Raw genomic sequence first — 26267 nt, forward strand, 5'->3', positions numbered from 1 at the left:
GTATTTCCACACGGATGCCATGGATCAATAGTTATCGTACAACTGCTGGGCTATGATGAGCGTCGCTTCCGCTTTCAGAGATCGCCATCCATGGAAAACCAGAGCGCACAACCGCGCGCCCGCCGCAAACATCGCAGTCTTGCCCAGGAACTGGTCGCCGAACTGTCGCAGCAGATTCGCGATGGCGTGATCAAGCGGGGCGACAAGCTGCCTACCGAGTCGGCCATCATGCAGGCCCAGGGCGTCAGCCGCACCGTGGTGCGCGAGGCGATCTCGCGGCTGCAGGCCTCGGGGCTGGTGGAAACGCGGCACGGTATCGGCACCTTCGTGCTGGACACCCCCAGCACCACCGGACTGCGCATCGACCCGGCGACCATCGGCACGTTGCGCGATCTGCTGGCGATTCTCGAATTGCGCATCAGCCTGGAAGTGGAGTCGGCCGGTCTGGCCGCGCAGCGCCGCTCGCCCGAGCAGCTGGCGGCCATGCGCGCCTTTCTCGATCAGCTGAACCAGAGCGCGGCCCACTCCAGCGATGCGGTGGCGTCGGACTTCCAGTTCCATCTGCAGATCGCCGAGGCCACCGGCAACCGCTACTTCACCGACATCATGAGCCACCTGGGCACCACCCTGATCCCACGCAGCCGGGTGAACTCGGCGCGCCTGGCCCATGACGACCAGCAGCACTACCAGGCCCGTCTGGGCCGCGAGCACGAGCAGATCTACGAGGCCATCGCCCGGCAGGACCCGGAATCGGCGCGCGCTGCCATGCGCCTGCATCTGACCAACAGCCGCGAGCGGCTGCGCCAGGCGCATGAGGAGGCGGAAGCGAGCAAGGTCGGCTGACCGCCGCGCCTCGTCAACCCGCCGCGGCGGGCAGCGCTTCGGCGAGGCCTAGCGGCGGTAGGCCAGCAGCACAATGCCGCCGACCACGATCAGCCCGCCGAACACCTGCGAGGGGCCGAGCAGCTGGCCGAGCACCAGCCAGCCAAGCAGCATGCCGGCGACCGGCTCCATGTTCATCACCGGCGCGTTGCGCGCGATGTTCAGCCGCGGCATGCAGATGAACAGCGTCGAGAAGGCCGCACCATAGAGCAGCACCAGGCAGGCGAGGGCGATCCAGCCGGCAGTGGCGCTGGGCAGGTCGAGCCCGCCGGGAATCAGGCCGCTGCTGCCGAGCAGGGCCGAGGCGAGAAACACCACGATCAGGGTCAGCATGCTGCGCACCGAACCGGCCATGTTCGACAGCTTGTGCTCGGTCACCCACAAAGCCGCCGCGAACACCGCGGCGGCCGTCAGGCTGAACAGGATGCCGGCGACCCATTGGCCATCCGGTGCCTCGGTGCTCAGCAGGCGCGCCGGCACATCCAGCACCAGCACCAGGCCGAACAGGATCAGGCCCATGATCGCCAGCGCCTGACGGGTCGGCCGCGGGCCGCCGAGCACCCAGGTGAGCAGCGCCAGCAGGATCGGCGAGAGGTTCACCACCAGCAACGCCAGCGCCACCGGGATGCGCGCCACAGCCGAATAGATGCAGAAGCTCTGCACCGCGATCAGCAGGCCGAGCAGAAGCTGCCAGCGCCAGGTGGCCGGGCTCAGGCGCAGTGACTCGCGCCGCCAGAACACCAGCGCCGCCAGCACCACCAGCGTCACGCCGGCGCGGCAGAGCATGGCCAGCAGCAGGCCGGTGTCGTGATCGAAGGCGATGCGGGCGGCGATGTGGTTGCCGGCGAACGAGCAGGCCAGGGTCGCCAGGATCAGCACGGCGATATGGCGGGGAAACGGCGCGGCAGCTTGCATGAAATCCAGTCCTTCTAGTGCCTGTACAGAGTTCTACGCGTTCGATTGCACAACGACCTTGGGTCAGGCGGCCTGATCAGGGCGGTGTCTGCGTCAGTGTGCAAAGTAAAACGCCGCCCGGGTGGGCGGCGTCCTCGTCCCTTGTCTGCATTCAGAGCACTACGCTCGGCAGCCACAGCGAGATCATCGGGATATAGGTCACGGCCATCAGCACGGCGAACAGCGCAGCGTAGAACGGCAGCAGCGCCTTGACGGTGCTCTCGATACTGACCTTGCCGATGGCGGCACCGACGAAGAGTACCGCACCTACCGGGGGGGTGATCAGGCCGATGCCAAGGTTGACCAGCATGATCATGCCGAAGTGCACCGGATCGACGCCGAACGAGGTCACCACCGGCAGCAGGATCGGCGTGAGAATCAGAATCAGCGGCGCCATGTCCATCAGCGTGCCCAGCACCAGCAGCATGAAGTTGATGCACAGCAGGATCACGTAGCGGTTGTCCGACAGGGTCAGGAATGCCGTGGTGATCTTCGCCGGTATCTGCATCAGGGTCATGATGTAGCCGAAGCTCGCGGCGAAGGCGATCAGGATCATCACGATGGAAAGCGTGCGCACCGTGCGGTGCAGCATCTTCGGCAGTTCACTCCACTTGTAGTCGCGGTAGATGAACATGGTGACGAAGAAGGCCCAGACCACGGCCACGGCCGCCGACTCGGTGGCGGTGAACACGCCACTGAGGATGCCGCCGAGGATGATCACCATAGTCATCAGGCCCCACAGCGCCTCGACGCAGATCTTCAGCGCCTGACGCAGCGGGATCACCTCGCCCTTGGGGTAGTTGCGCTTGCGCGCGAAGAGCAGGCACAGCGTGGCCATGGTGGCGCTGAGCAGCAGCCCCGGGCCGATCCCGGCGACGAACAGCGCGGCGATGGAGACGGTGCCGCCGGCGGCCAGCGAGTAGATCACCGAATTGTGGCTGGGCGGGGTGAGCAGCGCCTGCACCGAGCCGCTGACGGTCACGGCGGTGGAGAACTCGCGTGGATAGCCCTTCTTTTCCATCTCCGGGATCAGCACCGAACCCACCGAGGCGGTATCGGCCAGAGAGGAGCCGGAGATGGCGCCGAAGAAGGTCGACGCGGTGATGTTGACCAGCGACAGGCCGCCACGAACGAAGCCCACCAGCACCCCGGCGAAGGCCACCAGGCGCCGCGCCATGCCGCCTTCGGCCATGATCGCGCCGGCCAGGACGAAGAAGGGGATGGCCAGCAGGGAGAATTTGTTCACGCCACCGGCGATCTGGATCATCACGGCGTGCAGCGGGATGTCGATGTACCAGGCGCCGACCAGGGTGGCCAGGCCGAGGGCATAGGCGACCGGAACGCGCAGCAGAATGAGGACGATGAAGCTGCCCAGCAGGATGACGGCATCCATTACACGGACTCCTTGGACTCTTCGCGGGCTTCGTAATCGACGACCCGGCGCTTGCTCTGGTCGCCGTACAGCAGCTGCTCGATGACGAACAGCAGGGTGATCAGGCCGCCCAGGGGAATCGGCGCATAGCTGATGCCGACCCGCATCCAGGTCAGGGTGCTGAGGTACTGGTTCCAGGTGGCGACGCACAGCTTGTAGCCCCAGATCAGCATGAACAGGGCGATGGCGGCCATGGCCAGGCGCACGAACAGGGTGACAAAGGGCTGGGCCGTGGCCGGCAGGCGCTCGCTGAGCACCTGGACCGCCATGTGCGCGCCGGCGCGGTAGCTGGCGGCGGCGCCGACGAAGGTGAACAGCACCATCAGCAGGATGGCGATCGGCTCGGGCCAGCCGAGGCCCTGGCCCAGTGCATAGCGGCTGAACACGCCCCAGGGAATGATCGTCGCCATGACCACGATCGCCAGGGCGGCGACGATGACGCAGGCGCGGTAGATGGCGTCGTTGACGCCCAGAACCAGGTTTTTCATGAGACTTCACCGGTTGCGCGGCGCAGGCGGGTGGCCGGCGCCGCGCGCTTGCGCGAGGGTTACTGAACGGCTTCGATGCGCTGGATCAGCTCGGCGAACTGCGCGCCGTACTTCTCACGGACCGGGGCGGTGGCGTCGTAGAAGGGCTTGGTGTCGACTTCGATGTACTCGACGCCCTCGGCCTTGAGCTTCTCGTTGCTGGCGTTTTCCTTGGCTACCCACAGCTCGCGTTCTTCCAGCTGGGCTTCCTTGGCCAGCTTCTTGACCAGCTCCTGCTGCTCGGGGCTGAGCTTGTTCCAGGTGGTCTTGGACATCAGCAGCGGCTCGGGGAGGATCAGGTGATGGGTCTGGGTGTAGTACTTGGCGGCGCGGAAGTGGTTGTGCTCGAGCAGGGTCGGCGGGTTGTTCTCGGCGCCATCGATCACGCCGCTCTGCAGGGCGCTGAAGATCTCGCCGGTGTCCATGGCGATGCCGTTGGCGCCCATGGCGTTGAGGGTGTCGATGAACAGCGGGTTGCCGATCACGCGGATCTTCATGCCCTTGAGGTCATCCAGGCTGCGCACCGGCTTCTTGGTGTAGAGGCTGCGGCTGCCGGCTTCCATCCAGGCCAGGCCGACCATGTTGAAGTCCGAGTTGGTGATGGCGTCGAGGATTTCCTGGCCGATCTCGCCGTCGACCACCTTGCGCATATGGTCGACGTCGCGGAACACGAAGGGCATGTTGAACACGTTGGTGGCCGGCACCACCGGGCCCACCGAGCCGAGGCTGACGCGGGTCAGCTGGACGGCGCCGATCTGGGTCTGCTCGATCACTTCCTTCTCCGAGCCGAGTACGCCACCGGCGAACATGCGTGACTTGATCTCGCCGTTGGTGGCGGCTTCCAGTTTCTTGCCCAGGTTTTCCATGGCGACCACGGTGGGGTAGCCGGCGGGGTGGATCTCGGCGATCTTCAGGGTCATCTCGGCCTGTGCCAGCGAAGACAGGCCGAGGGCTAGCGGAAGTGTGGCCAGAAGCAGCTTGCGTTTGAGGTTCATGGAAAACTCCGTTTTGTTGTTGTAGGTGAACAGCAGTGCTTGACCGGCGCCGCGAGCGGCCCGGGGTGGATCAGTGCCGGGTGAAGGCGGGCTCCTCGAGGCCGGTGACGCCGGGGTTGAGCGCGAACAGGCCGCCGGCCAGCGGCTGATCGGCGAGGTCGCCGCCAGGTCGGATCGAGGTGACATACAGCGTGTCCAGCCGTGGCCCGCCGAAGGCGCACATGGTCGGTTTCTTCACCGGCACGGCGAGGGAGCGATCCAGCCGGCCGTCCGGGGTGAAGCGGTGGATCAGCCCGGCGTCGTTGCCGCAGGTCCAGTAGCAACCCTCGGCATCCACAGCGGCGCCGTCCGGGCGGCCGGGGTACTCGAGCATGTCGACGAACAGGCGGCGACGGCTCGGCGTGCCGCTGTCGGTGTCGTAATCGAAGGCCCAGATCTTCTGCACGCCGGGATGTGAATCGGACAGGTACATGGTTCGCCCGTCCGGGCTGAAGGCCAGGCCGTTGGGCACGATAAAGCCGTCCAGCTGCGGCACCAGCGGGCCGCGCGCGGCCTGGTCATCGAGCCGGTACAGCGCGCCGACCGGATGCCCGGCGGCCATGTCCAGCGCCATGCTGCCGGCCCAGAAGCGGCCCTGGCGGTCGCAGCGGCCATCGTTCATGCGCATCGCGGGCAATTGGTGATCGATAGTCGCCAACGGGCGGCTGTCGAGCCGGCCGTCCGGGCCTGTCTGCAGGGCGAAGAAGCCGCTCTCCATGCCGGCCACCCAGCCGTCGCCGTGGCGGGCGATGCAGGCCAGCATCTGCTCGCCCTGCCAGCGGGAATGCTGGCCGTCGGCAGCGCTCCAGCGCAGCAGCTCGCGGTTGGGGATGTCGACCCAGTACAGCGCCTGTTCGGCGGCGACCCAGACCGGGCTTTCACCGGTGGCGCAGCGCAGATCGGCGATGAGTTCAGCTTCACTGGCCATTGCGTTTCTCTTTGTTGTTGTACGCGGGCGAAGGGGGGCTATCAGTCGAAGGGGCCGGCCGCGACGAAGGCGCCGCCCTGATAGATGCCGGCCGGGTCGTCGGCGCTGTAGGGCGGTTGCTGCTCGACCTTGTCGCGGAACGCTTCGGAGCTGTCCTGCGCCTGGAAGCCCAGGTGCGCGGCCAGATGGTTGTCCCACCACACATCACGGTTGGCGGACATGCCGTAGACCACCGTATGGCCGACCGCTGGCGTGAACAGCGCGCAGCGCATCAGCTCGGTGAGGTCACGGAAACTCAGCCAGGTGCTCATCATTCGGCGGTTGGCCGGCTCGGGGAACGAGGAGCCGATGCGGATGCTGACGGTCTCGATGCCGTAGCGATCGTGGTAGAAGCTCGCCATGTCCTCGCCATAGGACTTGGACAGGCCGTAGTAGCCGTCCGGGCGCCGTGGTGCGTGGGCGTCCAGGGTTTCGGTCTGCGGGTAGAAGCCGATCACATGGTTGGAGCTGGCGAAGACTACGCGCTTGATGCCGTGCAGGCGGGCTGCTTCATAGATGTGAAAGGTGCCGCGGATATTGGCGTCGAGGATTTCCTCGAACGGCCGCTCGACGGAGACGCCGCCGAAATGGGCGATGGCATCTACGCCTTCGCACAGGGCATGCACGGCCGCCTTGTCGGCGAGATCACAAGGCACGACCTCCTCGTGTTCGCCGGCTGCCGGGGCCATCGGCGCGATATCGGACAGTCGGATGATGCGGGCGTAGGGCTGCAGGCGTGCACGCAGCTCCTTGCCGAGGCCGCCGGCTGCACCGGTGAGCAGAAGGCGGCCGAATGGGGGTGTCGGAGTGGTTGTCATCGGAGTGCCTGTCGTTATTGTTCTTGGAGTCATCTGTTGTCATATGACATGTTGCGAAATATCAGCATCTGCCTCGGCGGATGTCAACAGGCTTAAAGTCGTATTTATCGCCTTGTGCACGCTCATTGCTGCAAATGCCAGGCGCTCGCACCTGTAAAGCGCGATGGCACGGCGTTCTTGGCGCAAACGCTGGCAGCGGGCGGATGACACGGCGAGGCACCGCAGCGCATCATGAGGTTGTATGATGACCATGCAAAAAAGAACCTGTCCCTATTCGTTGCGCTAGCCGCACCCCGGCGGAGATAGCATTGATGGCCAAACGCTGCAGCAGTTCCCGTGCAGGGGCCACGCCGACGCTGATCGACGTGGCCAGGGTTGCCGGTGTTTCGCCGATCACCGTGTCGCGCACCCTCGGTCGGCCCGAGGCAGTGGCACCGGCGACGCGCCGGCGGGTGCTGGAGGCGGTGCGAGCCACCGCTTACGTGCCCAATCTGGCAGCCGGCTCGCTGGCGTCCAGCCGCAGCCGACTGGTTGCGATCTTTCTGCCGACCATTGCCAATTCCATCTTCGCCGATACCGTTCAGGCATTGACCGAGCGGCTGGCCGTCGCCGGCTACCAGACCCTGCTGGGGCTGACCGGCTACAGCGCCGAGCAGGAGGAACGCCTGCTCGAGGCGGTGCTCGGACGCCGACCGGACGGCATCGTGCTCACCGGTACCGAGCATAGCCAGGTCAGCCGCGAACGCCTGGCGCGTGTCGGCATTCCGCTGGTGGAAGCCTGGGACCTCTGCGCCAAGCCGCTGGACATGCTGGTGGGCTTTTCCCATGAAGCGGTTGGCGCGGCCGTTGCGCAGTATCTGCTGGGCAAGGGCTATCGCCGCGTATCGCTGGTCAGCCTTGACGATCCCCGTGGCCTGCGCCGTTGCAACAGCTTGATCGCGACACTGGCAGCGCACGGCGTGGCGCCGCTGGCCACGGCGCTCCTGCCGGCACCGGCGACCCTCGCCGTCGGTCGTGAGGGCCTTGCCCGCCTGCTCGATGCGGGCGCGGCCGGCGAGGTGGTGGTGTGCAGCTCCGACACCCTGGCCCAGGGCGTGCTGGCCGAAGCCGCCAGCCGCGGCGTGCGCGTGCCGGACGACCTCGCGGTGATGGGCTTTGGCGACCTGTCCTGCGCCGCGCATTGCCATCCGCCGCTGTCCACGGTGCGCATCGACGGTCCGCGCATCGGCAACGCCGTCGCCGAAGCCCTGCTGGCACGCATCGCCGAGCCCGCCCTGGCGCGCACGCCGTTGCGGCTGGATGTGGGATTCGAGGTGGTCGAGCGCGGCAGTGCCTGAGCGGTCGCGCTCAGAACTGCCTGACCAGCGCCGCCACCGCGATACCGGCAGCGATCGCCGGGAGCGGTTTCTTCAGCACCAGCATGGTCGCGGCCGTGGCCAGCAGCGCCAGTCGGGCGCCGGCGTCGCCCTGCCATGCCATCGGCGCGACGATCGCGACCAGCACCGAGCCGGACATGGCGGTGATGAACTGCCGGACGCGGTTGCTGATGGGCACGAAGGCCATGACGAACACGCCGCCCCAGCGCGTCGCCAGGGTCACCAGTGCCATGACCAGCACCACGGCCAGCGCGCCGGCGCCCGTCGCATCAAGATTCACGTGCGTGCTCCTTCCACAGCAGCCCCGTCGCGCCGCCGGCCAGGGCACCCACCACCACATGGCTGTTCTCCGGCAGGTAGCGGAAGGCGAGCAGCGAGGCAGCGGCTGCAACGCTCCAGATCACCAGCATGCGCAGGTTTTTCTCGCCGCCCACCACCATCGCCAGCAGAAAACAGCCCATCACCATGTCCAGCCCCAGGCGCTTCGGATCGCTGACCGCACTGCCGAAATGGATGCCCAGCCAGCTGCCGAGCACCCAGAACGACCAGAGCGCCAGGCCGCCACCGAGCAGCAGGCCGAAGCCGGGGCGGTTGCGGTTGAACGCCTGCATGGCCATTGCCCAGTTGGCGTCCGAGGCGATCAGCATCACCCCGTAGCGCCGGCCGGGCGGCAACTGGCGCAGCCAGGGGTAGAGCGTGGCGCCCATCAGCAGATGGCGGGCGTTGATGGCGAACACCGTGACCATCAGGGTGAACAGAGGCACCTGCGGGCCCCACAGTTCCAGCGCGGCGAACTGCGAGGCGCCGGCGAACACCAGCGCGCTCATCGCCAGGATCACCGAGTCGTCCAGCCCGGTCTGCACCGCGGCGAGGCCGAAGGCGGCACCGAACAGGGTGACGAAGATGGAAATCGGCGCGAGCTGGCGAAAACCGGCCCAGACCATGCGCCGGTCGAAATGATGCAGCTCGTTATCCGCGTCAGTCATGCACGAGTCCTCCAGGTGGCAGCGCCGGATCGACGACGTCAATCAATGTCCAGCCAGCCAGATTAGGGGGTGTAGCTGCGACGGAACAGCGCAGTTGGCGTCTGATCGTGCGGTACAGATTCACGCGACGCCCCTGGCCGGGCCGTTGCGCCCCGGAACAGGGGGCGATGGGGTGTCAGCGGCTCGGCTCGGGCTGGGCGGCCGGGAGGCGCAGGAACCGCTTGCGAAAAGCGGCCGGCGAGATGCCGACGCGCTGGCAGAACAGGCGTCGGAACGAGTTGCCGTCCTCGTAACCGACGCGGGTGGTGATCGCGTCGAACCCCAGTCGCGTGGTTTCCAACAGGTGCTTGGCCCTTTCCAGGCGCAGGGCCTGAAGGTAGGCGAGTGATGTGTAGCCGGTGGCATCCTTGAATCGCCGCTTGAAGTTGCGCGCACCGAAACCGAAGCGCTCAGCCAGTTCGTCGATGCCGACGGGGGCGGTGAAGTTGGACTCCAGCCAGTCCTGGACCCGTGCTACTGCCTCGTCGGCATGATCGCGGGGCATCGACCACTTGATGTACACCGACTGCTCGCTGCGGACCCCGTCCACCAGCAGGTAGCGGCTGCACAGCTGCGCCAGTTCGCGTGAGGCGAAGCGGCGGATCAGGTGCAGCAGCAGATCCATGGCCGCGCTCGCGCCCGCGCTGCTGATCAGCCGGCCGTCCTCGCAGAGGATGCGTCGTTCGTCCAGGCGTACCGCCGGATAGCGCCGGCGCATGAGGTCGGCGAAGGCCCAGTGGGTGGTGGCCTGCACGCCGTCGAGCAGCCCCGCTTCGGCGAGCATTAAGGTGGCAGTGCACATCGACGCGATGACGGCGCCCTGCCGATGCTGACGGCACAGCCAGTCGCGATATCGGCCGAAGGCGGGCAGCGCCTCGCGCAGGCTGAACAGAAAACCGGGAACGAGTACCAGATCGGTGTGATCGAGCGCGTCGAGGGCGACGTCCACGGCCATCGTACGGCCCAGGGCGTTTTTCACCGGCAGCCCATCGAGTGACGCGACAACAACCGCAAACGGCACCGCGGAGGGCGCGGCCAGGCGGTTTGCTGCATCCAGTACTTCAAGCGCCAGCGTGGCGGAGGCCTGGGAGCTGTGCTCGGCAAGCAAAAGCGTTATGTGCATGGCAGGTGATTGCGTAAATCGCATGGTATTGGTCATTTCTGCATCTACCTTACCCCGAGCGCGCCACCTAGAGTGCGGCATCTGTCATGCCAACCGGATCTGCTCACATGAACCTGTGGTTTCGTCTTCTGCTGATGTTGTTGCGCCGCCCTTGGCGAAAGCCGGTACCGGGACTCGCCACCACCGTCGTTCGGCTGCGTGTCTGGCCTCTGGATCTGGATTTCAACCGGCATGTCACCAATGGCCGCTATTTCACCCTGGCCGATGTCGGTCGCATGGACTACGTGCTTCGCAGCGGCGCTTATCGTGTGGCCCTTCGGCATCGCGCATTGCCGATCGTGGGTGACGTGTGCGGCAAGTTCCGCCGCGAACTGAAGCTGTTCGAGCGCTTCGAGATCCACACGCGGATGATCGGCTGGGACGCCAAATGGAGTTTCGTCGAGCACCGCTTCGTCAAGGACCAGCGGGTAATCGCCGTGGTGGTCATGCGCGGGCTGTTCAGGGGGCGCAAGGGTGTCGTTGCGCCTGGCGAGTTCGCCCGGGAACTTGGCTTGGACGAGCAGTCGCCGCCCTTGCCCCAATGGCTGCGCGAGTGGTCGGCGAGCTGCGATGGGCTCAGCATTCAGCTGCGCGAAGCGGAGGATGTGCAGGCGCAGCGGCCGTCTGGCTGAGACCCCTGCAGGTCGGCTTCGCAGTGGCCGGGCGACGGGCATACGCCAGCCGCGTTCACCTGCGTCAGCCCTGCTTGAATGATTGCGCAATCATCGTAGCCTGACTCGGACTGTCCATTTCCGGCGGTCCTGCGAGCCGTCGGTTTTCATACCGAGGAGGCTCCATGACCGACCAACCCGTCATTACCACTGCCGACGACGACCGCATCGCCTGGCTGCGCCTGCGCTCGGTGGCCCTGTCGCTGGCCAACCCGATCAGCGATGCCAAGGTGCTCACCGGCCGGCAGAAGCCGATGACCGAGATCGCCATCCTGATCGCCGAGGTCGAGACCCGTGACGGCCAGCGCGGCCTGGGGTTCAGCTATTCCAAGCGCGCCGGTGGCCCCGGCCAGTTCGCCCACGCGCTGGAGGTGGCGCCGAACCTGCTCGGCGAGAACCCCAGCGATATCGCCCGGCTATGGGACAAGCTGTGCTGGACCGGCGCATCGGTGGGGCGCAGCGGGCTGGCGACCCAGGCCATCGGGGCCTTCGACGTGGCGTTGTGGGATCTCAAGGCGCGCCGGGCCGGGCTGTCGCTGGCGCGTCTGCTCGGTGCCCAGCGCGACTCGGTGCGCTGCTACAACACCTCCGGCGGCTTTCTGCATACGCCGCTCGAGCAGCTGCTGAGGAACACCGAGATTTCCCGGGACAAGGGCATCGGCGGCATCAAGCTCAAGGTCGGCCAGCCCGACTGGGCGCTGGACCTGCACCGCGTCGGCACGGTGCGCCAGCACCTGGGCGAGGCCTTTCCGCTGATGGTCGATGCCAACCAGCAGTGGGACCGGCCGATGGCGCGGCGCATGTGCCGACGCCTGGAGCCCTTCGACCTGGTCTGGATCGAGGAGCCGCTGGACTGCTACGACGCCGAGGGGCATGCCGAGCTGGTGCGCCAGTTCGATACGCCGATCGCCACCGGCGAGATGCTCACCAGCCCGGCCGAGCATTGGGAGTTCATCCGCCAGCGCGCCGCCGATTTCCTCATGCCCGATGCGCCAAGGGTCGGCGGCATCACGCCGTACCTGCGCGTGCAAACCCTCGCCGAGCAGGCCGGCATGACCTTGGCGCCGCACTTCGCCATGGAGTTGCATGTGCACCTCGCCGCGACCCACAGCCGCGAACCCTGGGTCGAGCATTTCGAGTGGCTCGAGCCGCTCTTCGAGGAGCGCCTGGAGATCCGCGACGGGCGCATGCTGGTGCCGAACCGGCCGGGGTTGGGGCTTACCCTCAGCGAGCGGGTCGCGGGCTGGACGGTGCAGCAGGCCGAGATCGGCCAGCGCGCTTAGGCATGGCCCTGGGCAATGTCGCCGGCCGCCTGGCGCACGGCATCGCGTGCGGCCTCCAGCGCCGGGTTGTCGTTGTCATCGCGCCAGGCCAGGTGCAGCTCGGCGCAGATGCCCGCCGGCAGCGGCAGTTCGCGAAAGCACACCTGCTGGAAGCGGATCGCGCTGGCCCCGCGCGGCACCAGCGCCAGGCCGAGGCCAGCGTTCACCAGCGAGAGGATGGTCAGCGTCGAGCCCAGCGACTGCACGTAGTCGGGCTGGATGCCGCTGGCCCGGAACAGCCCGGTGTGCAGCTCGTTGAACGGCTGCCAGGCGCCGTGGGCATAGAGGATGAACGGCTCGCCGTGGAGCATCGCCAGGGTCGGCGCCGGATGCTGCGCCAGCGGATGCCCGACCGGCGCGGCCAGCACGAAGGGCTCGCGCAGCAGGCATTCGCTGACCAGCCCCGGCTGCTGCAACGGCTCGCGCACCACCGCCAGGTCGACCCGGCGCCCGCGCAGAGCCTGCAGCTGTTCGAAGGTGGTGGTTTCCAGCAGGTTGATGGCCACGCCCGGCCGTTCCCGGCGTATCTGTGTGATCGCGCGCGGCAGGAAGTCGTAGACCGCGCTGGCCACGAAGCTGATGGTCAGCGAGCCGCTCTCGCCCAGTGCAGCCAGCCGCGCGCCTTGAGCCGCGCGGTGGGCCTGGTCGAGCAACGCCTGTGCCTCGACGAAGAAGGCGCGACCGGCGGCGGTGAGCGCCACCGAGCGCGTGCTGCGGGTGAACAGCGCGACGCCGAGCTGATGCTCCAGCAACTGGATCTGCCGGCTCAGCGGCGGCTGCGTCATGTTCAGGCGCTCGGCGGCACGGCGGAAATTCAGTTCGCTGGCCAGGGTGGTGAAGCAGCGCAGCTGGGCGAGTTCGAACATTGATCCGTTCCTGGTATCAATCGAGTGCGTTAATGAATTGGACCGTATCAATCCGCAGAGGGATTATCCAGCGCATCCCCAGATTGGCGAAACGGCGGCACGAATGAGCGACTTCTATGAAGCGGACCGCATCAGCTGGATCGGCCTGCGTGCGGTAGAGCTGCCGCTGGCCCGGGCGGTCAGCGATGCCAAGGTTGCCACCGGTCGCCAGCAGCCGTTGGATGCGGTCAGCCTGCTCATCGTCGAGCTGCAGACGCAACAGGGCCACGCGGGGCTGGGGTTCAGCTACAGCCTGCGTACCGGCGGACCGGCGCAATACATTCATGCCCGCGAGCTGGCGCCGCTGCTGCTCGGCGAAGACCCCAACGACATTGCCCGTCTGTGCGGCCGGCTGGGCTGGGCCAGCGCCTCGATCGGCCGCTGCGGCCTGGCGCTGCAGAGCATCGCCGCCTTCGACACCGCACTGTGGGACCTCAAGGCGCGCCGCGCCGGGTTGCCGCTGGCCAAGCTGCTCGGCGCCCAGCGCGATGCGGTGCCTTGCTACAACACCTCCGGTGGCTATCTGCAGGCGCCCATCGAGGAGGTCATCGAGCGCGCAGAGGCTTCGCTGGCGCGCGGCATCGGTGGCATCAAGCTCAAGGTCGGCCAGCCGAACCGGCGCGAGGACCTGCGCCGCGTGCGGGCGCTGCGCGAGGCGCTGGGGGCGGATGTGGCACTGATGGTCGACGTCAACCAGCAATGGGACCGCACCACCGCGCTGCGCATGGGGCGCGCGCTGGAGGAGCTGGAGCTGGCGTGGATCGAGGAACCACTGGATGCCCACGATCTGGACGGCCATGCCGCCCTGGCCGCGCAGCTGGTCACCCCGGTCGGTAGCGGCGAGATGCTCGCCAGTGCGTCCGACGCCTGTGCCTTCGTCGAGCGCGGCGCGGTGGATGTAATCATGCACGACGCCCCGCGTATCGGCGGCATCACCCCGTTCCTGCAGGTGGCCGAGGCGGCGCGGCGACGTGGGCTGGTGCTGGCGCCGCATTTCGTCATGGAGTTGCATATCCACCTCGCGGCCGCCTACGAACACGTGGCCTGGGTCGAACACTTCGAATGGCTGGAGCCGCTGTTCGAGGAGCGGCTCGAGATCAGCGGGGGCTGCATCCAGGTGCCGACCCAGCTCGGACTGGGGCTGAGCCTCAGCGAGCGGGTGGCGGGCTGGACGCTGGCAAGCGATGCGTTCGGTCGGCGCGGCTGAGCCAAACCCCTCCTCCGGCCGGATGAGGGGCGTCGGTTCAGGTACGCAGGGCCTGGGCGATGGCACCGCTGCGTGGCCGCACGGCGCTGTACAGCTGCCAGAGCACGAAGGCCAGGGCCAGGCCGAGGAAGGTCGCGGCGATGGGGTTGCTGACAAAGGCGGCGAAGTTGCCATCGGACAGCATCAGGCCGCGGCGCAGGTTGGTTTCGGCCATCGGGCCGAGGATGAAGCCGATGATGAAGGGCGCGACCGGCATCCCCGCCTTGACGAAGCCGTAGCCGAGCAGCCCGAACAGCAGGATCGACCAGACGTCGAACAGCCGGCTGGAGAGGCCGAACGCGCCGACCACACAGAGCACCAGGATGATCGGCAGGAGGATGTGCTTGGGCACGTCGAGCAGCTTGATGAACAGGCGCAGGCCGTAGAACTCCATGAACAGCATCATCACCGAGGCCACCAGCAGCGCAGCGAAGATGGTGTAGACAAGCGGGCCCTGGCTGACGAACAGCAGCGGGCCGGGCTGGATGCCGTGGATCAGGAAGCCGCCGAGCAGGATCGCCGTGGTGGTGTCGCCGGGGATGCCCAGGGTCATCAGCGGCATCATGGCGCCGCCGATGCCGGCGTTGTTGGCGGTCTCGCTGGCGACCACGCCGCCGATGTTGCCCTTGCCATAGGTTTCCGGCTGCTTGGCGCGCTTCTTCGCGACGATGTAGGAGAGCAGGTTGGAGGTGCCGGCGCCGATGCCCGGCAGGATGCCCACCGCCAAGCCGATAAGGCCCGAGCGGCTGGCGTTGGGCAGCTCCTGGCGGAACTCCCTGAGCGAGAAGCCGAAGCCCTTGATGTGCTTCATGCTCACCGAGCCGACCTTGCTGCGCGCGGCGTGCCGCCCGGTTTCGGCGAGCTTGATGACCTCGGCGACGGCGAACATGCCGATCATCACCGTGAGCATGGAGAAGCCGCCGTTCAGTTCGCTGAGGCCGAAGGTAAAGCGGCGCACCGCCTCCACCGGCGCGATGCCGACGGTGGACACGGCGATGCCGAGGGTGCCGGCGAACAGCCCCTTGACCATGGAGCCGGCCGACAGGGTGGCGATCAGCGTCAGGGAGAACACCGCGATGGCGAAGTATTCGTGCGGGCCGAAGCTCAGCGCCACCTTGGCCAGCTGCGGGGCGATGAACATCAGCGCGATGATGCTGAAGATGGTGCCGAGAAAGGAGAACACGATGCCGACGCCGAGCGCCTTCACGCCCAGGCCCTGCTCCATCAGCGGGCCGCCATCGAACACCGTGGCGATGGACGATGGTGTGCCGGGAATCTTCAGCAGGATCGCCGAGATCAGGCCGCCGGATGTGGCGCCGATGAACAGGGCAACCAGCAACGACAGGCCGGCCTGCGGACCCATGGTGAAGGTCAGCGGCAGGCACAGGGCGACCGCCATGGTCGCGGACAGACCGGGCACGGCGCCGAACACGATGCCGACGGCGACGCCGAGGAACATCAGGATCAGGATGTTGAGCGAGAAGACGGCACCGAAGCCTTGCTGCAGTAATTCGAGCATGGTCGATTCCTCAGAGGAAATTCAGCAGGCCGGCGGGCAGCAACAGATCGAAGGCCTCGCGGAACAGCAGATAGATGACGATGGACGTGACCAGCGCGATGCCGGCATAGGGCAGGTGGCGAATCTTGCGATCCACCGGCGTCAGCACGATGAACTGCAGGTACAGGTAGAGCGTGGTCATGATGGGAAAGCCCACCGGTCCCAGCAGCACCACGTAGAGCAGGATCAGACCGAGGGTCTTGAGCACCGTGGCGGGCTCGATCACGGTGGGCGCGGGTTCGTCCTGCGTGGCGGCGCTGCTATCACTCGCCGGCTGGGTTCTGCTGGCGAACGCGCTGACGACCTGGAAGACGCCGAGCAGGGAGAGCAGGGCGGCCAGCAGGAAGGGGACCGTGGCGGCATCGATGCCTTCGTGGCCGGGCAGCCGATAGGCCATCACCATGTAGGTGGCGCTGGCGCCGAGCATGGCCACGCCGATGATCAGTTCTTTCTTGTTCGCAGTGGTCATGGCAAACCTCCGTACGCGAAGCGGAGCGGCCAGCCGGCCCGTGCGGCCGGCTGGCGCTGCGTCGGGTTTATTTCTTGGCCTGACGCAGCTCGTCCTTGAACTGCATGAAGTCTTCGCGGGTCTTGGCCAGGATCTGCTTGGCCTCGTCGGTGCCGTAGTAGGCCACCGGCTGCTTGAACTTCTTCAGGTCCTCGGCGTACTCGGGGATTTCGGTGATCTGCTTCATGACGTCGGCCATCTTCTTCACGATGGCCGGGTCGGTGCCCTTCGGGAAGGCCACCACGTAGGGCTTGTCCATGGTGATGTCCAGGCCCTGCTCCTTGAGCGTCGGCACGTCGCCGAGCAGCGGGTTGCGCTCGTCGTTGGGCTGGCCGAGGGCGACCATCTGCCCGCCGCTGACGTAGTCCTGCACCGAGCCGTAGGTGATCGCGCCCAGGTCCAGGCGGCCGCCGAGCATGCCCACCACGCGGTCGGACACGGTGCCGCCGTCGACCATCTTCAGCTTGATGTCGGTCAGCTTCTCCAGCATCAGCCCCTGCACGTGGGAGAAGCTGCCCATCTCGGTGCCGTAGGTGATGCTGCCCGGCTTGGCCTTCGACTTGTCGATCAGGTCCTGCATGCTGGTCACGCCGGACTGCTTGGAGGCGACGAACACCGTGCTCTTGTCGACGCCGGCGATGCAGGACACGTCGAAGGTCTCGTAGCTGTCCTCGGTGAGGCCGGCAACCTCGTTGACGATCAGCTGGCCCGGGTGGGTGAAGAGGATGGTGTTGCCATCGGCCGCCGCGCCTTTGACCTGCTCGGCTGCAAGGGTGCCGCCGCCGCCGGCGATGTTGGTCACCACCATGCTCTTGCCGGTGATCTGGTTGAAGTACTTGGCCATGGTGCGGGCATTGAAGTCGGTGTCGCCACCAGGGTTGGCGATCACCACCACCTGCACGGGGCGGGTCGGCCATTTCACCTCGGCGGCCATCGTGGTGGTTGCAGCAGCGAGACCGGCAATGCCAACGAGGGCGGAAAGGAGGGAGGCGCGGAATATTGTTTTCATTGGAGTTCTCCGGGTTTGGGCAGCGGGTTCAGGTATTGCGGCCGAGGCTGGGTTTCTTCGGGTCGTAGGTCCAGCCAGGCACTAGGTAACGCATCGCCATGGCGTCGTCGCGGGCGCCGCTGGCGACCTTCTTGTACAACTCGTGGGCGGCCATGATCCGATCCATGTCCGGCTCGATGCCCAGGCCCGGGCGGTCGGGCACGCGGACCTGGCCGCCGACGATCTGCAGTGGCTCGCGGGTCAGGCGCTCCTGGCCCTCCTGCCAGATCCAGTGGGTGTCGATGGCGGTGATGCGCCCCGGCGCGGCAGCTGCGGCGTGGGTGAACATCGCCAGCGAAACATCGAAGTGGTTGTTCGAGTGCGAGCCCCAGGTCAGGCCGAACTGCTCGCACATCTGTGCCAGGCGCACCGAGCCCTGCATGGTCCAGAAGTGCGGGTCGGCCAGCGGGATGTCCACCGACTCCAGGCGCAGCGAGTGGCCCATCTGCCGCCAGTCGGTGGCGACCATGTTGGTGGCGGTGGGAATGCCGGTGGCGCGCTTGAACTCGGCCATGATCTCGCGGCCGGAGTAGCCGTTTTCCGGGCCGCAGGGGTCCTCGGCGTAGGCCAGCAGGTGACCCTGGCCTTTGCACAGGGCGATGGCCTCGTCCAGCGACCAGGCGCCGTTGGGGTCGAGGGTGACGCGGGCATCGGGGAAGAGCGCCTTGATCGCGGCGATCGCCTGCATCTCCTCCGCGCCCCGCATAACGCCGCCCTTGAGCTTGAAGTCGGCGAAGCCGTAGCGCGCTGCGGCGGCCTCGGCCAGACGGGCGATCGCATCAGGGGTCAGCGCCTGCTGATGGCGCAGGTGATACCAATCCTCACCGGTGCTGGCCAGATAGGGCAGGTCGGTGCGCTGGCGATCGCCTATATAGAAGAGGTAGGCCAGCATCGGCACCGCGTCACGTTGCTGACCGCTGCCCAGCAGCTCGGCTACCGGCACCTGCAGGTGCTGGCCGAGCAGGTCGAGCAGCGCGGCCTCGACCGCGGTGATGACGTTGTCCAGGCGCAGGTTGATCTCGTGCGGCTGGCGCAGCACGGCGGCCTCGGCTTCGGAGGTCACCTCGTGGCGGGTCGCCTGCGGGGTGCCGGCGGCGTTGCCGGCAATGGCATTCCGCAGACGGTTGAGCGTGCGGTTGTAGAGGCCGATCGGCTGATCGATGACCAGCGGCCGGCAGCGCTCCAGTGCCTGGCGGATGCCTTCGCCACCCGGTACTTCGCCGATGCCGGTGTTGCCGACATCGTCGGTAAGCAGCACCAGGTTGCGGGTGAAGTAGGGGGCGTGGGCGCCGCAGAGGTTGAGCAACATGCTGTCGTGGCCGGCCACGGGAATGACCTGCATGCTCTGGACGCGGGGCGTTGCACGGGCCTGCAGGTTCATCGTGCGCGACCTCCGTGGCCGAGGCTGCCGGTCAGCAGGCTTGCGGCGGCTTGCCGTGCGGGTGCGGCGGTACGGCGGCGGGTGGCGTCGGCAGCCGATGGCTGCGCAGGGATCGGGCGGTTGCGGCACATGTCCGGGGCCTCGCTATTGTTATTGTGGTCATAGGTCGTCGTACGACATGTAGGATTTTTTACAGCCCGTTCTGGCGCCTGTCAAACGAAATCGTCATCGCTCGCGGGGCAGCTGACTGGCAGGTCATGTCGCGTGGAGGGATACGCTCTACAGTTAATGCACAGCTAATGCGAAGGCTCTGGCAGTGGAGCGGAGCAAGCTTTCGGTCAGCTTTCAAGGCTTGAAAAAATGCGAAGAAAAAACGGTTGGACTATTTGTAGTTGTACGATAACGTATCTCAAGGCTGATGCCCTTGTACCTCCACAACACGCATTCAGGATGTCGAATAATGAATCCACAAGAATTGAAGGCCATCCTTTCCTCCGGCCTGCTGTCGTTCCCGGTCACCGATTTCGATGCGCAGGGCGACTTCAACCGCGCCGGCTACGTCAAGCGCCTGGAGTGGCTCGGGCCGTACGGCGCCTCGGCGCTGTTCGCCGCCGGTGGCACCGGTGAGTTCTTCTCGCTGGAGCCGCGCGAGTACAGCGAGATCATCAAGACCGCCGTCGACACCTGCGCCGGCACCGTACCGATCCTCGCCGGCGTCGGTGGTCCCACCCGGCTGGCCATTCAGATGGCTCAGGAGGCCGAGCGCCTGGGCGCCAAGGGGCTGCTACTGCTGCCGCACTACCTCACCGAAGCCAGCCAGGAAGGCGTGGCCGCCCACGTCGAGCAGGTCTGCAAGTCGGTCAACATCGGCGTGGTGGTGTACAACCGCAACGTCTGCCGCCTGACCGCGACGCACCTGGAGCAGCTGGCCGAGCGCTGCCCGAACCTGATCGGCTACAAGGACGGCCTGGGCGATATCGAGCTGATGGTGTCGATCCGTCGCCGCCTCGGCGACCGCTTCAGCTACCTCGGCGGCCTGCCGACCGCGGAAGTCTATGCCGCGGCCTACAAGGCACTGGGCGTGCCGGTGTATTCCTCGGCGGTGTTCAACTTCATTCCGAAGACCGCCATGGATTTCTATCAGGCCATCGCCCGTGAGGATCATGAAACCGTCGGCAAGCTGATCGATGACTTCTTCCTGCCGTATCTGGAGATCCGCAACCGCTGCAAGGGCTATGCGGTCAGCATCGTCAAGGCCGGCGCCCGCATCTCCGGCTTCGACGCCGGCCCGGTCCGCGCACCGCTGACCGAGCTGAAGCCAGACGAGTACCAGCGCCTGGCGGTGCTGATCGAACAGCAGGGCGCGCAGTAAGCGCGGCCTTTTCCGACCTCCTGGCGCCGCTGTGCCGCACGGTCGCGCCGGGCATCACCAGAGGACAGTTTGTATGGCTGACGTACAACGCTACGACAACTACATCGACGGCCAGTGGGTCGCCTCGGATCGCTACCAGGCCAACGTCAACCCCTCCGACCTGTCGGACGTGATCGGCGAATACGCCCAGGCCGATGCCGCCCAGGTTGAGCAGGCCATCGCCGCCGCCCGCCGCGCCTTCCCGGCCTGGGCCAGCTTCGGCATCCAGGCGCGCGCCGATGCGCTGGAAAAGGTCGGCCTGGAAATCCTCGCCCGCCGCGAAGAGCTCGGCACGCTGCTGGCCCGCGAGGAGGGCAAGACCCTGCCGGAAGCCATCGGCGAAGTCGCCCGTGCCGGCAATATCTTCAAGTTCTTCGCCGGCGAGTGCCTGCGCCAGGCTGGCGAGACGCTGCAGTCGGTGCGCCCCGGGGTCGGCGTCGAGGTCACCCGCGAGCCGCTGGGCGTGGTCGGCCTGATCACCCCCTGGAACTTCCCCATCGCCATCCCTGCCTGGAAGATCGCCCCGGCGCTGGCCTTCGGCAACTGCGTGGTGATCAAGCCGGCCGACCTGGTGCCGGGCTGCGCCTGGGCCATCGCCGAGATCATCTCCCGGGCGGGCTTCCCGGCCGGCGTGTTCAACCTGGTGATGGGCCGCGGCCGTGAGGTCGGCGAGGCCATCGTCAACGCCAGGGACGTCGATGCCGTGAGCTTCACCGGTTCGGTGGGCGTCGGTCGCGGCATCGCCCAGGCCTGCGTGGCGCGCGGCGCCAAGGTGCAGCTGGAGATGGGCGGCAAGAACCCGCAGATCGTGCTGGACGACGCCGACCTCAAGGTCGCCGTCGAGCTGTGCACCCAGAGCGCCTTCTACTCCACCGGCCAGCGCTGCACGGCCTCCAGCCGAATCATCGTCACCGAAGGCATCTACGACCGTTTCGTCGAGGCGATGATCGAGCGCATCAGCAAGATCAAGGTTGGCCCGGCGCTGGAGCAGGGCGTCGACGTCGGTCCGGTGGTGTCCCAGGCCCAGCTGGAGCAGGACCTGCGCTACATCGAGATCGGCAAGCAGGAGGGCGCGCGCCTGGCCTGTGGCGGTGAGCAGGTGACCTGCGGCACCGACGGCTACTTCCTGGCGCCGACGCTGTTCGTCGACAGCAACCCGAACATGCGCATCAGCCGCGAGGAAATCTTCGGCCCGGTGGCCAACGTGGTGAAGGTCAGGGATTACGACGAGGCGCTGGCCATGGCCAACGACACCGAGTTCGGCCTGTCCGCCGGTATCTGCACCACCTCGCTGAAATACGCCAACCACTTCAAGCGCCACGCCCAGGCCGGCATGGTGATGATCAACCTGCCCACCGCCGGGGTGGATTACCACGTGCCGTTCGGCGGCCGCAAAGGCTCGTCCTATGGCCCGCGCGAACAGGGTCGCTACGCCCAGGAGTTCTACACCACGGTGAAGACCACCTATATCGGCTGATGTTGAAAGCCGGCCGAAAGGTCCGGCCGCAAGACTGCGTCACGGCGCCCCCGGTGGGCGCCGCATCCCCACAAGAACAACAGAGGGACACCCATGACCACCGCCATGTCGGGCACCCCCCGCATCACCGAACTCACCGTCGTGCCCGTCGCCGGGCAGGACAGCATGCTGATGAACCTCAGCGGCGCCCATGGGCCCTGGTTCACCCGCAACATCCTCATCCTCAAGGACAGCGCCGGCCACGTCGGCGTCGGCGAAGTGCCGGGCGGCGAAGCCATCCGCCAGACCCTCGACGATGCGCGTGCCCTGCTGGTCGGCGAACCGATCGGCCAGTACAACGCGCTGCTCGGCAAGGTGCGCCGCGCCTTCGCCGACCGTGACGCCGGCGGCCGCGGCCTGCAGACCTTCGACCTGCGCATCGCCATTCACGCCGTCACCGCGCTGGAGTCGGCGCTGCTCGACCTGCTCGGCCAGCACCTCGAGGTGCCGGTCGCCGCCTTGCTCGGCGAAGGCCAGCAGCGTGACGAAGTGGAAATGCTCGGCTACCTGTTCTTCATCGGCGATCGCAACAGGACCGACCTCGGCTACCGCGACGAATCCAGTGCCGACGACGCCTGGTTTCGCGTGCGCAACGAGGAGGCCATGACGCCGGAGCGCATCGTCCGCCAGGCCGAGGCGGCCTACGAGCGCTACGGCTTCAAGGACTTCAAGCTCAAGGGCGGCGTACTGCGCGGCGAAGAGGAAGTCGAGGCGATCCGCGCCCTGGCCCAGCGCTTCCCCGACGCCCGCGTGACCCTGGACCCCAACGGCGCCTGGTCGTTGGACGAAGCCATCGGCCTGTGTCGCGACCTGCACGGCGTGCTGGCCTATGCCGAAGACCCCTGCGGTGCCGAGAACGGCTATTCCGGCCGCGAGGTGATGGCCGAGTTCCGCCGCGCCACCGGTCTGCCCACCGCGACCAACATGATCGCCACCGACTGGCGGCAGATGAGCCACGCGGTGTGCCTGCACTCGGTGGACATCCCACTGGCCGACCCGCACTTCTGGACCATGGCCGGCTCGGTGCGCGTGGCGCAGATGTGCGCCGACTTCGGCCTGACCTGGGGCTCGCACTCGAACAACCACTTCGACATCTCCCTGGCGATGTTCACCCACGTGGCGGCCGCCGCGCCGGGTCGCGTCACCGCCATCGACACCCACTGGATCTGGCAGGACGGCCAGCACCTGACCCGTGAGCCGCTGAAGATCGTCGGCGGCAAGGTCGCGGTGCCGCAGAAGCCGGGGCTGGGCGTCGAGCTGGACTGGGATGCCCTGGAGCAGGCGCATGCCCACTACCAGGAGAAAGGCCTGGGTGCCCGCGATGACGCCATCGCCATGCAGTACCTGATCCCCAACTGGACCTTCAACAACAAGAAGCCGTGCATGGTGCGCTGAGGCGCGCTCGCCAGGCGGGCTCCGGCGGGCGGCTTCGGCCGTCCGCCGTCCGAGGTCGGCCATGCATGGCATCCTCGGCGATCGCCGAACAGAACAACAACCGGACCAACCGGAGCAGACATGAGCGAAACCGTGCAACTGATTCCCCACCAGGATTCTCCGCGCTGCATCCGCCTGAACGAGGCGGACAACGTCGCCGTGGTGGTCAATGACGGCGGCGTGCCGGTCGGTGCGCAGTTCGAGGGCGGGCTGGTCACGGTCGAGGCCGTTCCGCAGAGCCACAAGGTCGCGCTGGTGGACATCGGTGAAGGCGAGCCGGTGCGCCGCTACGGACAGATCATCGGTTATGCCCTCGAACCCCTGCGCCGTGGCAGCTGGGTCAAGGAAACCCAGTTGCGGATGCCCAGTGCACCGCCGCTGGACAGCCTGCCGCGTGCCACCGCTGTGCCGGCCCGTCTCGACCCGCTCGAGGGCTACACGTTCGAGGGCTACCGCAACGCCGACGGCACCGTCGGCACGCGCAACATCCTCGGCATCAGCACCACGGTGCAGTGCGTCACCGGCGTGCTGGAGCATGCGGTCAAGCGCATCCGCGATGAGCTGCTGCCCAGATACCCGAACGTCGACGACGTGGTCGCCCTGACCCACAGCTACGGCTGCGGCGTGGCGATCAACGCCCGTGACGCCTACATCCCCATCCGCACCGTGCGCAACCTGGCGCGCAACCCGAACCTCGGCGGCGAAGCGTTGGTCATCAGCCTCGGCTGCGAGAAGCTGCAGGCCGAGCAGGTGATGCACGAGGGCGATCCCTCGGTGGACCTGCGCGACCCCTGGCTGTACCGCCTGCAGGAGTCGAACAGCGGCTTCGGCGAGATGATCGAGCAGATCATGGCCCTGGCCGAAACGCGGCTGAAGAAGCTCGACCAGCGCCGCCGCGAAACGGTGCCGGCCAGCGAGCTGATCCTCGGCATGCAGTGCGGCGGCAGCGACGCCTTTTCCGGCATTACCGCCAATCCGGCGCTGGGCTATGCGGCGGACCTGCTGGTGCGTGCCGGGGCCACGGTGATGTTCTCGGAGAACACCGAGGTGCGCGATGCGGTGTACATGCTCACCGCCCGCGCCGAAACGCCGGAGGTCGCCGATGCGCTGATCGCCGAGATGGGCTGGTACGACCGCTACCTGGAGCGCGGCGCCGCCGACCGCAGCGCCAACACCACGCCGGGCAACAAGAAGGGCGGGCTGTCGAACATCGTCGAGAAGTCCCTGGGCTCCATCGTCAAATCCGGCAGTGGCGCCATCAACGGCGTGGTCGGGCCGGGCGAGCGCGTCGAGCGAAAGGGCCTGATCTTCTGCGCCACCCCGGCGTCCGACTTCGTCTGCGGCACGCTGCAGCTGGCCGCCGGGATGAACCTGCACGTGTTCACCACCGGCCGCGGTACGCCCTACGGCCTGGCCATGGCGCCGGTGGTCAAGGTGGCGACGCGCACCGAGCTGGCCGAGCGCTGGCCTGACCTGATCGATATCGACGCCGGGCGCATCGCCACCGGCCGCGCGAGCATCGAGGCGCTCGGCTGGGAACTGTTCCACTACTACCTGGACGTCGCCAGCGGCCGCCGCAAGACCTGGGCCGAACGGCACCGCCTGCACAATGACCTGGTGCTGTTCAACCCGGCGCCCATCACCTGAAGGAGACGGCCGTGGACGACGCACTGCTCCAGCGCCTGCACGCCGTGCTTGGTGATGCCGGCCTGCTGCGCGACCCGCAGCGCATGGCGCCCTATCTCAGCGACTGGCGCAACGCCTACCGCGGCAAGGCCGCGGCGGTACTGCGCCCGGCCAGCACCGACGAGGTCGCCGCGGCGGTGCGCCTGTGCCAGCAGGCCGGCGGGGCGCTGGTGCCGCAGGGCGGCAATACCGGCCTGTGCGGTGGCTCGATCCCGGATGCCTCGGGCGAGCAGCTGGTGCTGTCGCTGGCGCGCATGCAGCGCATCCGCGAGCTGGACGTGCACAACGACACCGTCACCGTCGAGGCCGGGGTGATTCTCGCCCGGCTGCAGCAAGCCGCCGCCGAGGCCGGCCGGCTGTTCCCGCTATCGCTGGGCGCCGAAGGCAGCTGCACGGTCGGCGGCAATCTGGCGACCAATGCCGGCGGCACCGCCGTGCTGCGCTACGGCAACATGCGCGAGCTGACCCTTGGCCTCGAGGTGGTGCTGCCGGACGGGCAGATCTGGAACGGCCTGCGCGGGCTGCGCAAGGACAACACCGGCTACGACCTCAAGCAGCTGTTCATCGGTGCGGAGGGCACGCTGGGCATCATCACCGCGGCGGTGCTCAAGCTCTATCCGGCGATCCGCTGGCGGGCCACCGCCTGGGCGGCGCTGGCCGATGCCGAGTCGGCGGTGGCGCTGCTCGGCACCCTGCGCGGGTGCTGCGGTGAGCGCCTGAGTGGCTTCGAGCTGATGTCGCGGCAGAGCCTCGACTTCGTGCTGCGTCATCAACCCGGCAGCGTCGATCCGTTCGATACGGTCTATCCGTGGTACCTGCTGGTCGAGTTGAGCGACCCGGCCGCCGCTGCCGCCCTCGACGAGACATTGCAGGTCGCGCTGGGCGAGGGCGTCGAACTGGGGCTGCTGCAGGACGCGGTGATCGCTTCCAGCCAGGCTCAGGCCGCCGCGCTCTGGCGGCTGCGCGAGGGCATATCCGAGGCGCAGAACCATGAAGGGCCGAGCCTCAAGCACGATATCAGCGTGCCCATCAGCAGCATCCCGGCGTTCATCGCCGGCACCGGCGCCCGGTTGCAGGAAGCTCTGCCCGGCGTGCGGATCGTCTGCTACGGACATGTCGGCGACGGCAACCTGCACTACAACCTGAGCAAGCCGCCGGGCATGGAGGATGCCGCTTTCCTGGCGCAGTCGCCGCAGCTGACCGGGCAGGTGTTCGACGCCACGCTGGCGCTGAACGGCAGCATCAGCGCCGAGCACGGCCTCGGCCAGGCCAAGCGCGAAGCCGCCCGGCACTACAAGAACCCGCTCGAACAGGCGCTGATGCGCGCACTCAAAGACACCCTGGACCCCAAGGGGCTGATGAACCCGGGCAAGGTGCTGTGAACCGGCCCAGCGAGGAGAACAC

General features: G+C 67.2%; 24 protein-coding genes. 10 read left to right on the forward strand and 14 right to left on the reverse strand.

Annotated features, from left to right (window positions below; genetic code table 11):
• Positions 1–90 precede the first annotated feature (90 nt).
• Positions 91–843, forward strand: coding sequence for a FadR/GntR family transcriptional regulator (locus ACVRRC_RS05010; protein WP_013984272.1), 753 nt, complete (start codon positions 91–93; stop codon positions 841–843).
• A gap of 48 nt (positions 844–891) precedes the next feature.
• Here the strand turns inward: ACVRRC_RS05010 and ACVRRC_RS05015 are convergent, their stop codons facing one another.
• The 6 genes from ACVRRC_RS05015 to ACVRRC_RS05040 all read right to left on the reverse strand — a co-directional run bounded on the left by ACVRRC_RS05015 (position 892) and on the right by ACVRRC_RS05040 (position 6614).
• Entirely contained in the window at positions 892–1797 is a 906-nt protein-coding gene (locus ACVRRC_RS05015) for an EamA family transporter (RefSeq protein ID WP_111481607.1), read from the reverse strand.
• Between the two features lie 151 nt (positions 1798–1948).
• Positions 1949–3229 carry a TRAP transporter large permease gene (locus ACVRRC_RS05020; protein WP_434758135.1) on the reverse strand — a complete coding sequence of 427 codons (1281 nt, stop codon included), beginning with the start codon at positions 3227–3229 and terminating at the stop codon, positions 1949–1951.
• On the reverse strand, positions 3229–3756 hold the full coding sequence (locus ACVRRC_RS05025) for a TRAP transporter small permease (protein WP_017245506.1): 528 nt from the start codon (positions 3754–3756) through the stop codon (positions 3229–3231). The genes ACVRRC_RS05020 and ACVRRC_RS05025 overlap by 1 nt, the downstream gene beginning before the upstream one ends.
• Before the next feature lie 59 nt (positions 3757–3815).
• Positions 3816–4790, reverse strand: a complete 975-nt coding sequence (locus tag ACVRRC_RS05030; protein ID WP_014597957.1) for a TRAP transporter substrate-binding protein — start codon at positions 4788–4790, stop codon at positions 3816–3818.
• Positions 4791–4860: 70 nt separating this feature from the next.
• Positions 4861–5757 (reverse strand): SMP-30/gluconolactonase/LRE family protein, encoded by an 897-nt coding sequence (locus ACVRRC_RS05035; protein WP_472996683.1) that lies wholly within the window; start codon positions 5755–5757, stop codon positions 4861–4863.
• Between the two features lie 41 nt (positions 5758–5798).
• Entirely contained in the window at positions 5799–6614 is an 816-nt protein-coding gene (locus ACVRRC_RS05040; RefSeq protein WP_048330111.1) for an NAD-dependent epimerase/dehydratase family protein, read from the reverse strand.
• A gap of 311 nt (positions 6615–6925) precedes the next feature.
• Here ACVRRC_RS05040 and ACVRRC_RS05045 point away from each other — a divergent pair, with 311 nt between their 5' ends.
• Positions 6926–7951, forward strand: coding sequence for a LacI family DNA-binding transcriptional regulator (locus ACVRRC_RS05045; protein ID WP_472996684.1), 1026 nt, complete (start codon positions 6926–6928; stop codon positions 7949–7951).
• Positions 7952–7961: 10 nt separating this feature from the next.
• Here the strand turns inward: ACVRRC_RS05045 and ACVRRC_RS05050 are convergent, their stop codons facing one another.
• The 3 genes from ACVRRC_RS05050 to ACVRRC_RS05060 all read right to left on the reverse strand — a co-directional run bounded on the left by ACVRRC_RS05050 (position 7962) and on the right by ACVRRC_RS05060 (position 10138).
• Positions 7962–8270, reverse strand: coding sequence for an AzlD family protein (locus ACVRRC_RS05050; protein ID WP_472996685.1), 309 nt, complete (start codon positions 8268–8270; stop codon positions 7962–7964).
• Positions 8260–8976, reverse strand: a complete 717-nt coding sequence (locus tag ACVRRC_RS05055) for an AzlC family ABC transporter permease (protein WP_084903375.1) — start codon at positions 8974–8976, stop codon at positions 8260–8262. Before ACVRRC_RS05055 ends, ACVRRC_RS05050 begins: the two co-directional genes overlap by 11 nt.
• A gap of 175 nt (positions 8977–9151) precedes the next feature.
• Positions 9152–10138: a GlxA family transcriptional regulator gene (locus tag ACVRRC_RS05060; RefSeq protein WP_472996686.1), complete on the reverse strand. Its 987-nt coding sequence runs from the start codon at positions 10136–10138 to the stop codon at positions 9152–9154.
• 107 nt (positions 10139–10245) lie between these two features.
• Between ACVRRC_RS05060 and ACVRRC_RS05065 the strand changes: the two genes are divergently transcribed.
• Together ACVRRC_RS05065 and ACVRRC_RS05070 are read left to right on the forward strand one after the other, a co-directional pair.
• On the forward strand, positions 10246–10809 hold the full coding sequence (locus ACVRRC_RS05065) for a thioesterase family protein (RefSeq protein ID WP_472996687.1): 564 nt from the start codon (positions 10246–10248) through the stop codon (positions 10807–10809).
• A 164-nt stretch (positions 10810–10973) separates the two neighbouring features.
• On the forward strand, positions 10974–12131 hold the full coding sequence (locus ACVRRC_RS05070) for an L-talarate/galactarate dehydratase (RefSeq protein ID WP_472996688.1): 1158 nt from the start codon (positions 10974–10976) through the stop codon (positions 12129–12131).
• Here ACVRRC_RS05070 and ACVRRC_RS05075 read toward each other — a convergent pair.
• Positions 12128–13036: a LysR family transcriptional regulator gene (locus ACVRRC_RS05075; protein ID WP_472996689.1), complete on the reverse strand. Its 909-nt coding sequence runs from the start codon at positions 13034–13036 to the stop codon at positions 12128–12130. The genes ACVRRC_RS05070 and ACVRRC_RS05075 overlap by 4 nt on opposite strands.
• Positions 13037–13139: 103 nt before the next feature.
• Here ACVRRC_RS05075 and ACVRRC_RS05080 point away from each other — a divergent pair, with 103 nt between their 5' ends.
• Entirely contained in the window at positions 13140–14282 is a 1143-nt protein-coding gene (locus ACVRRC_RS05080; protein WP_472996690.1) for an L-talarate/galactarate dehydratase, read from the forward strand.
• 37 nt (positions 14283–14319) lie between these two features.
• On the opposite strand, the gene ACVRRC_RS05085 is transcribed toward ACVRRC_RS05080, so the two are convergent.
• The 4 genes from ACVRRC_RS05085 to ACVRRC_RS05100 form a co-directional block, all read right to left on the reverse strand.
• Complete coding sequence (locus ACVRRC_RS05085) at positions 14320–15840, reverse strand: tripartite tricarboxylate transporter permease (protein WP_019405485.1); 1521 nt, start codon at positions 15838–15840, stop codon at positions 14320–14322.
• A 10-nt stretch (positions 15841–15850) separates the two neighbouring features.
• Positions 15851–16348 (reverse strand): tripartite tricarboxylate transporter TctB family protein, encoded by a 498-nt coding sequence (locus ACVRRC_RS05090; RefSeq protein WP_472996691.1) that lies wholly within the window; start codon positions 16346–16348, stop codon positions 15851–15853.
• 67 nt (positions 16349–16415) lie between these two features.
• Positions 16416–17396 (reverse strand): tripartite tricarboxylate transporter substrate binding protein, encoded by a 981-nt coding sequence (locus tag ACVRRC_RS05095; protein WP_014597944.1) that lies wholly within the window; start codon positions 17394–17396, stop codon positions 16416–16418.
• Between the two features lie 28 nt (positions 17397–17424).
• Positions 17425–18816 (reverse strand): enolase C-terminal domain-like protein, encoded by a 1392-nt coding sequence (locus ACVRRC_RS05100; RefSeq protein WP_472996692.1) that lies wholly within the window; start codon positions 18814–18816, stop codon positions 17425–17427.
• Positions 18817–19276: 460 nt separating this feature from the next.
• Between ACVRRC_RS05100 and kdgD the strand changes: the two genes are divergently transcribed.
• From kdgD to ACVRRC_RS05125, 5 genes are all read left to right on the forward strand, one after another.
• Positions 19277–20188 (forward strand): 5-dehydro-4-deoxyglucarate dehydratase, encoded by a 912-nt coding sequence (gene kdgD / locus ACVRRC_RS05105; RefSeq protein WP_014597942.1) that lies wholly within the window; start codon positions 19277–19279, stop codon positions 20186–20188.
• Positions 20189–20261: 73 nt separating this feature from the next.
• Positions 20262–21704, forward strand: a complete 1443-nt coding sequence (locus ACVRRC_RS05110; RefSeq protein WP_472996693.1) for an aldehyde dehydrogenase family protein — start codon at positions 20262–20264, stop codon at positions 21702–21704.
• Between the two features lie 93 nt (positions 21705–21797).
• Positions 21798–23138 (forward strand): glucarate dehydratase, encoded by a 1341-nt coding sequence (gene gudD / locus ACVRRC_RS05115; RefSeq protein WP_019405479.1) that lies wholly within the window; start codon positions 21798–21800, stop codon positions 23136–23138.
• Between the two features lie 132 nt (positions 23139–23270).
• Positions 23271–24824 (forward strand): galactarate dehydratase, encoded by a 1554-nt coding sequence (gene garD / locus ACVRRC_RS05120; RefSeq protein ID WP_045159882.1) that lies wholly within the window; start codon positions 23271–23273, stop codon positions 24822–24824.
• A gap of 11 nt (positions 24825–24835) precedes the next feature.
• Complete coding sequence (locus tag ACVRRC_RS05125) at positions 24836–26245, forward strand: FAD-binding oxidoreductase (RefSeq protein ID WP_472996694.1); 1410 nt, start codon at positions 24836–24838, stop codon at positions 26243–26245.
• Positions 26246–26267: the final 22 nt, after the last annotated feature.

This window comes from Stutzerimonas sp. LR2 (assembly GCF_055755175.1).

Excerpts from the sequence above, each read along its gene's own strand:
- ACVRRC_RS05010 (WP_013984272.1), top strand. The coding sequence starts at position 91 with ATGGAAAACCAGAGCGCACAACCGCGCGCCCGCCGCAAACATCGCAGT.
- ACVRRC_RS05015 (WP_111481607.1), bottom strand. The coding sequence starts at position 1,797 with ATGCAAGCTGCCGCGCCGTTTCCCCGCCATATCGCCGTGCTGATCCTG.
- ACVRRC_RS05020 (WP_434758135.1), bottom strand. The coding sequence starts at position 3,229 with ATGGATGCCGTCATCCTGCTGGGCAGCTTCATCGTCCTCATTCTGCTG.
- ACVRRC_RS05025 (WP_017245506.1), bottom strand. The coding sequence starts at position 3,756 with ATGAAAAACCTGGTTCTGGGCGTCAACGACGCCATCTACCGCGCCTGC.
- ACVRRC_RS05030 (WP_014597957.1), bottom strand. The coding sequence starts at position 4,790 with ATGAACCTCAAACGCAAGCTGCTTCTGGCCACACTTCCGCTAGCCCTC.
- ACVRRC_RS05035 (WP_472996683.1), bottom strand. The coding sequence starts at position 5,757 with ATGGCCAGTGAAGCTGAACTCATCGCCGATCTGCGCTGCGCCACCGGT.
- ACVRRC_RS05040 (WP_048330111.1), bottom strand. The coding sequence starts at position 6,614 with ATGACAACCACTCCGACACCCCCATTCGGCCGCCTTCTGCTCACCGGT.
- ACVRRC_RS05045 (WP_472996684.1), top strand. The coding sequence starts at position 6,926 with ATGGCCAAACGCTGCAGCAGTTCCCGTGCAGGGGCCACGCCGACGCTG.
- ACVRRC_RS05055 (WP_084903375.1), bottom strand. The coding sequence starts at position 8,976 with ATGACTGACGCGGATAACGAGCTGCATCATTTCGACCGGCGCATGGTC.
- ACVRRC_RS05060 (WP_472996686.1), bottom strand. The coding sequence starts at position 10,138 with ATGCACATAACGCTTTTGCTTGCCGAGCACAGCTCCCAGGCCTCCGCC.
- ACVRRC_RS05065 (WP_472996687.1), top strand. The coding sequence starts at position 10,246 with ATGAACCTGTGGTTTCGTCTTCTGCTGATGTTGTTGCGCCGCCCTTGG.
- ACVRRC_RS05070 (WP_472996688.1), top strand. The coding sequence starts at position 10,974 with ATGACCGACCAACCCGTCATTACCACTGCCGACGACGACCGCATCGCC.
- ACVRRC_RS05075 (WP_472996689.1), bottom strand. The coding sequence starts at position 13,036 with ATGTTCGAACTCGCCCAGCTGCGCTGCTTCACCACCCTGGCCAGCGAA.
- ACVRRC_RS05080 (WP_472996690.1), top strand. The coding sequence starts at position 13,140 with ATGAGCGACTTCTATGAAGCGGACCGCATCAGCTGGATCGGCCTGCGT.
- ACVRRC_RS05085 (WP_019405485.1), bottom strand. The coding sequence starts at position 15,840 with ATGCTCGAATTACTGCAGCAAGGCTTCGGTGCCGTCTTCTCGCTCAAC.
- ACVRRC_RS05090 (WP_472996691.1), bottom strand. The coding sequence starts at position 16,348 with ATGACCACTGCGAACAAGAAAGAACTGATCATCGGCGTGGCCATGCTC.
- ACVRRC_RS05095 (WP_014597944.1), bottom strand. The coding sequence starts at position 17,396 with ATGAAAACAATATTCCGCGCCTCCCTCCTTTCCGCCCTCGTTGGCATT.
- ACVRRC_RS05100 (WP_472996692.1), bottom strand. The coding sequence starts at position 18,816 with ATGAACCTGCAGGCCCGTGCAACGCCCCGCGTCCAGAGCATGCAGGTC.
- kdgD (WP_014597942.1), top strand. The coding sequence starts at position 19,277 with ATGAATCCACAAGAATTGAAGGCCATCCTTTCCTCCGGCCTGCTGTCG.
- ACVRRC_RS05110 (WP_472996693.1), top strand. The coding sequence starts at position 20,262 with ATGGCTGACGTACAACGCTACGACAACTACATCGACGGCCAGTGGGTC.
- gudD (WP_019405479.1), top strand. The coding sequence starts at position 21,798 with ATGACCACCGCCATGTCGGGCACCCCCCGCATCACCGAACTCACCGTC.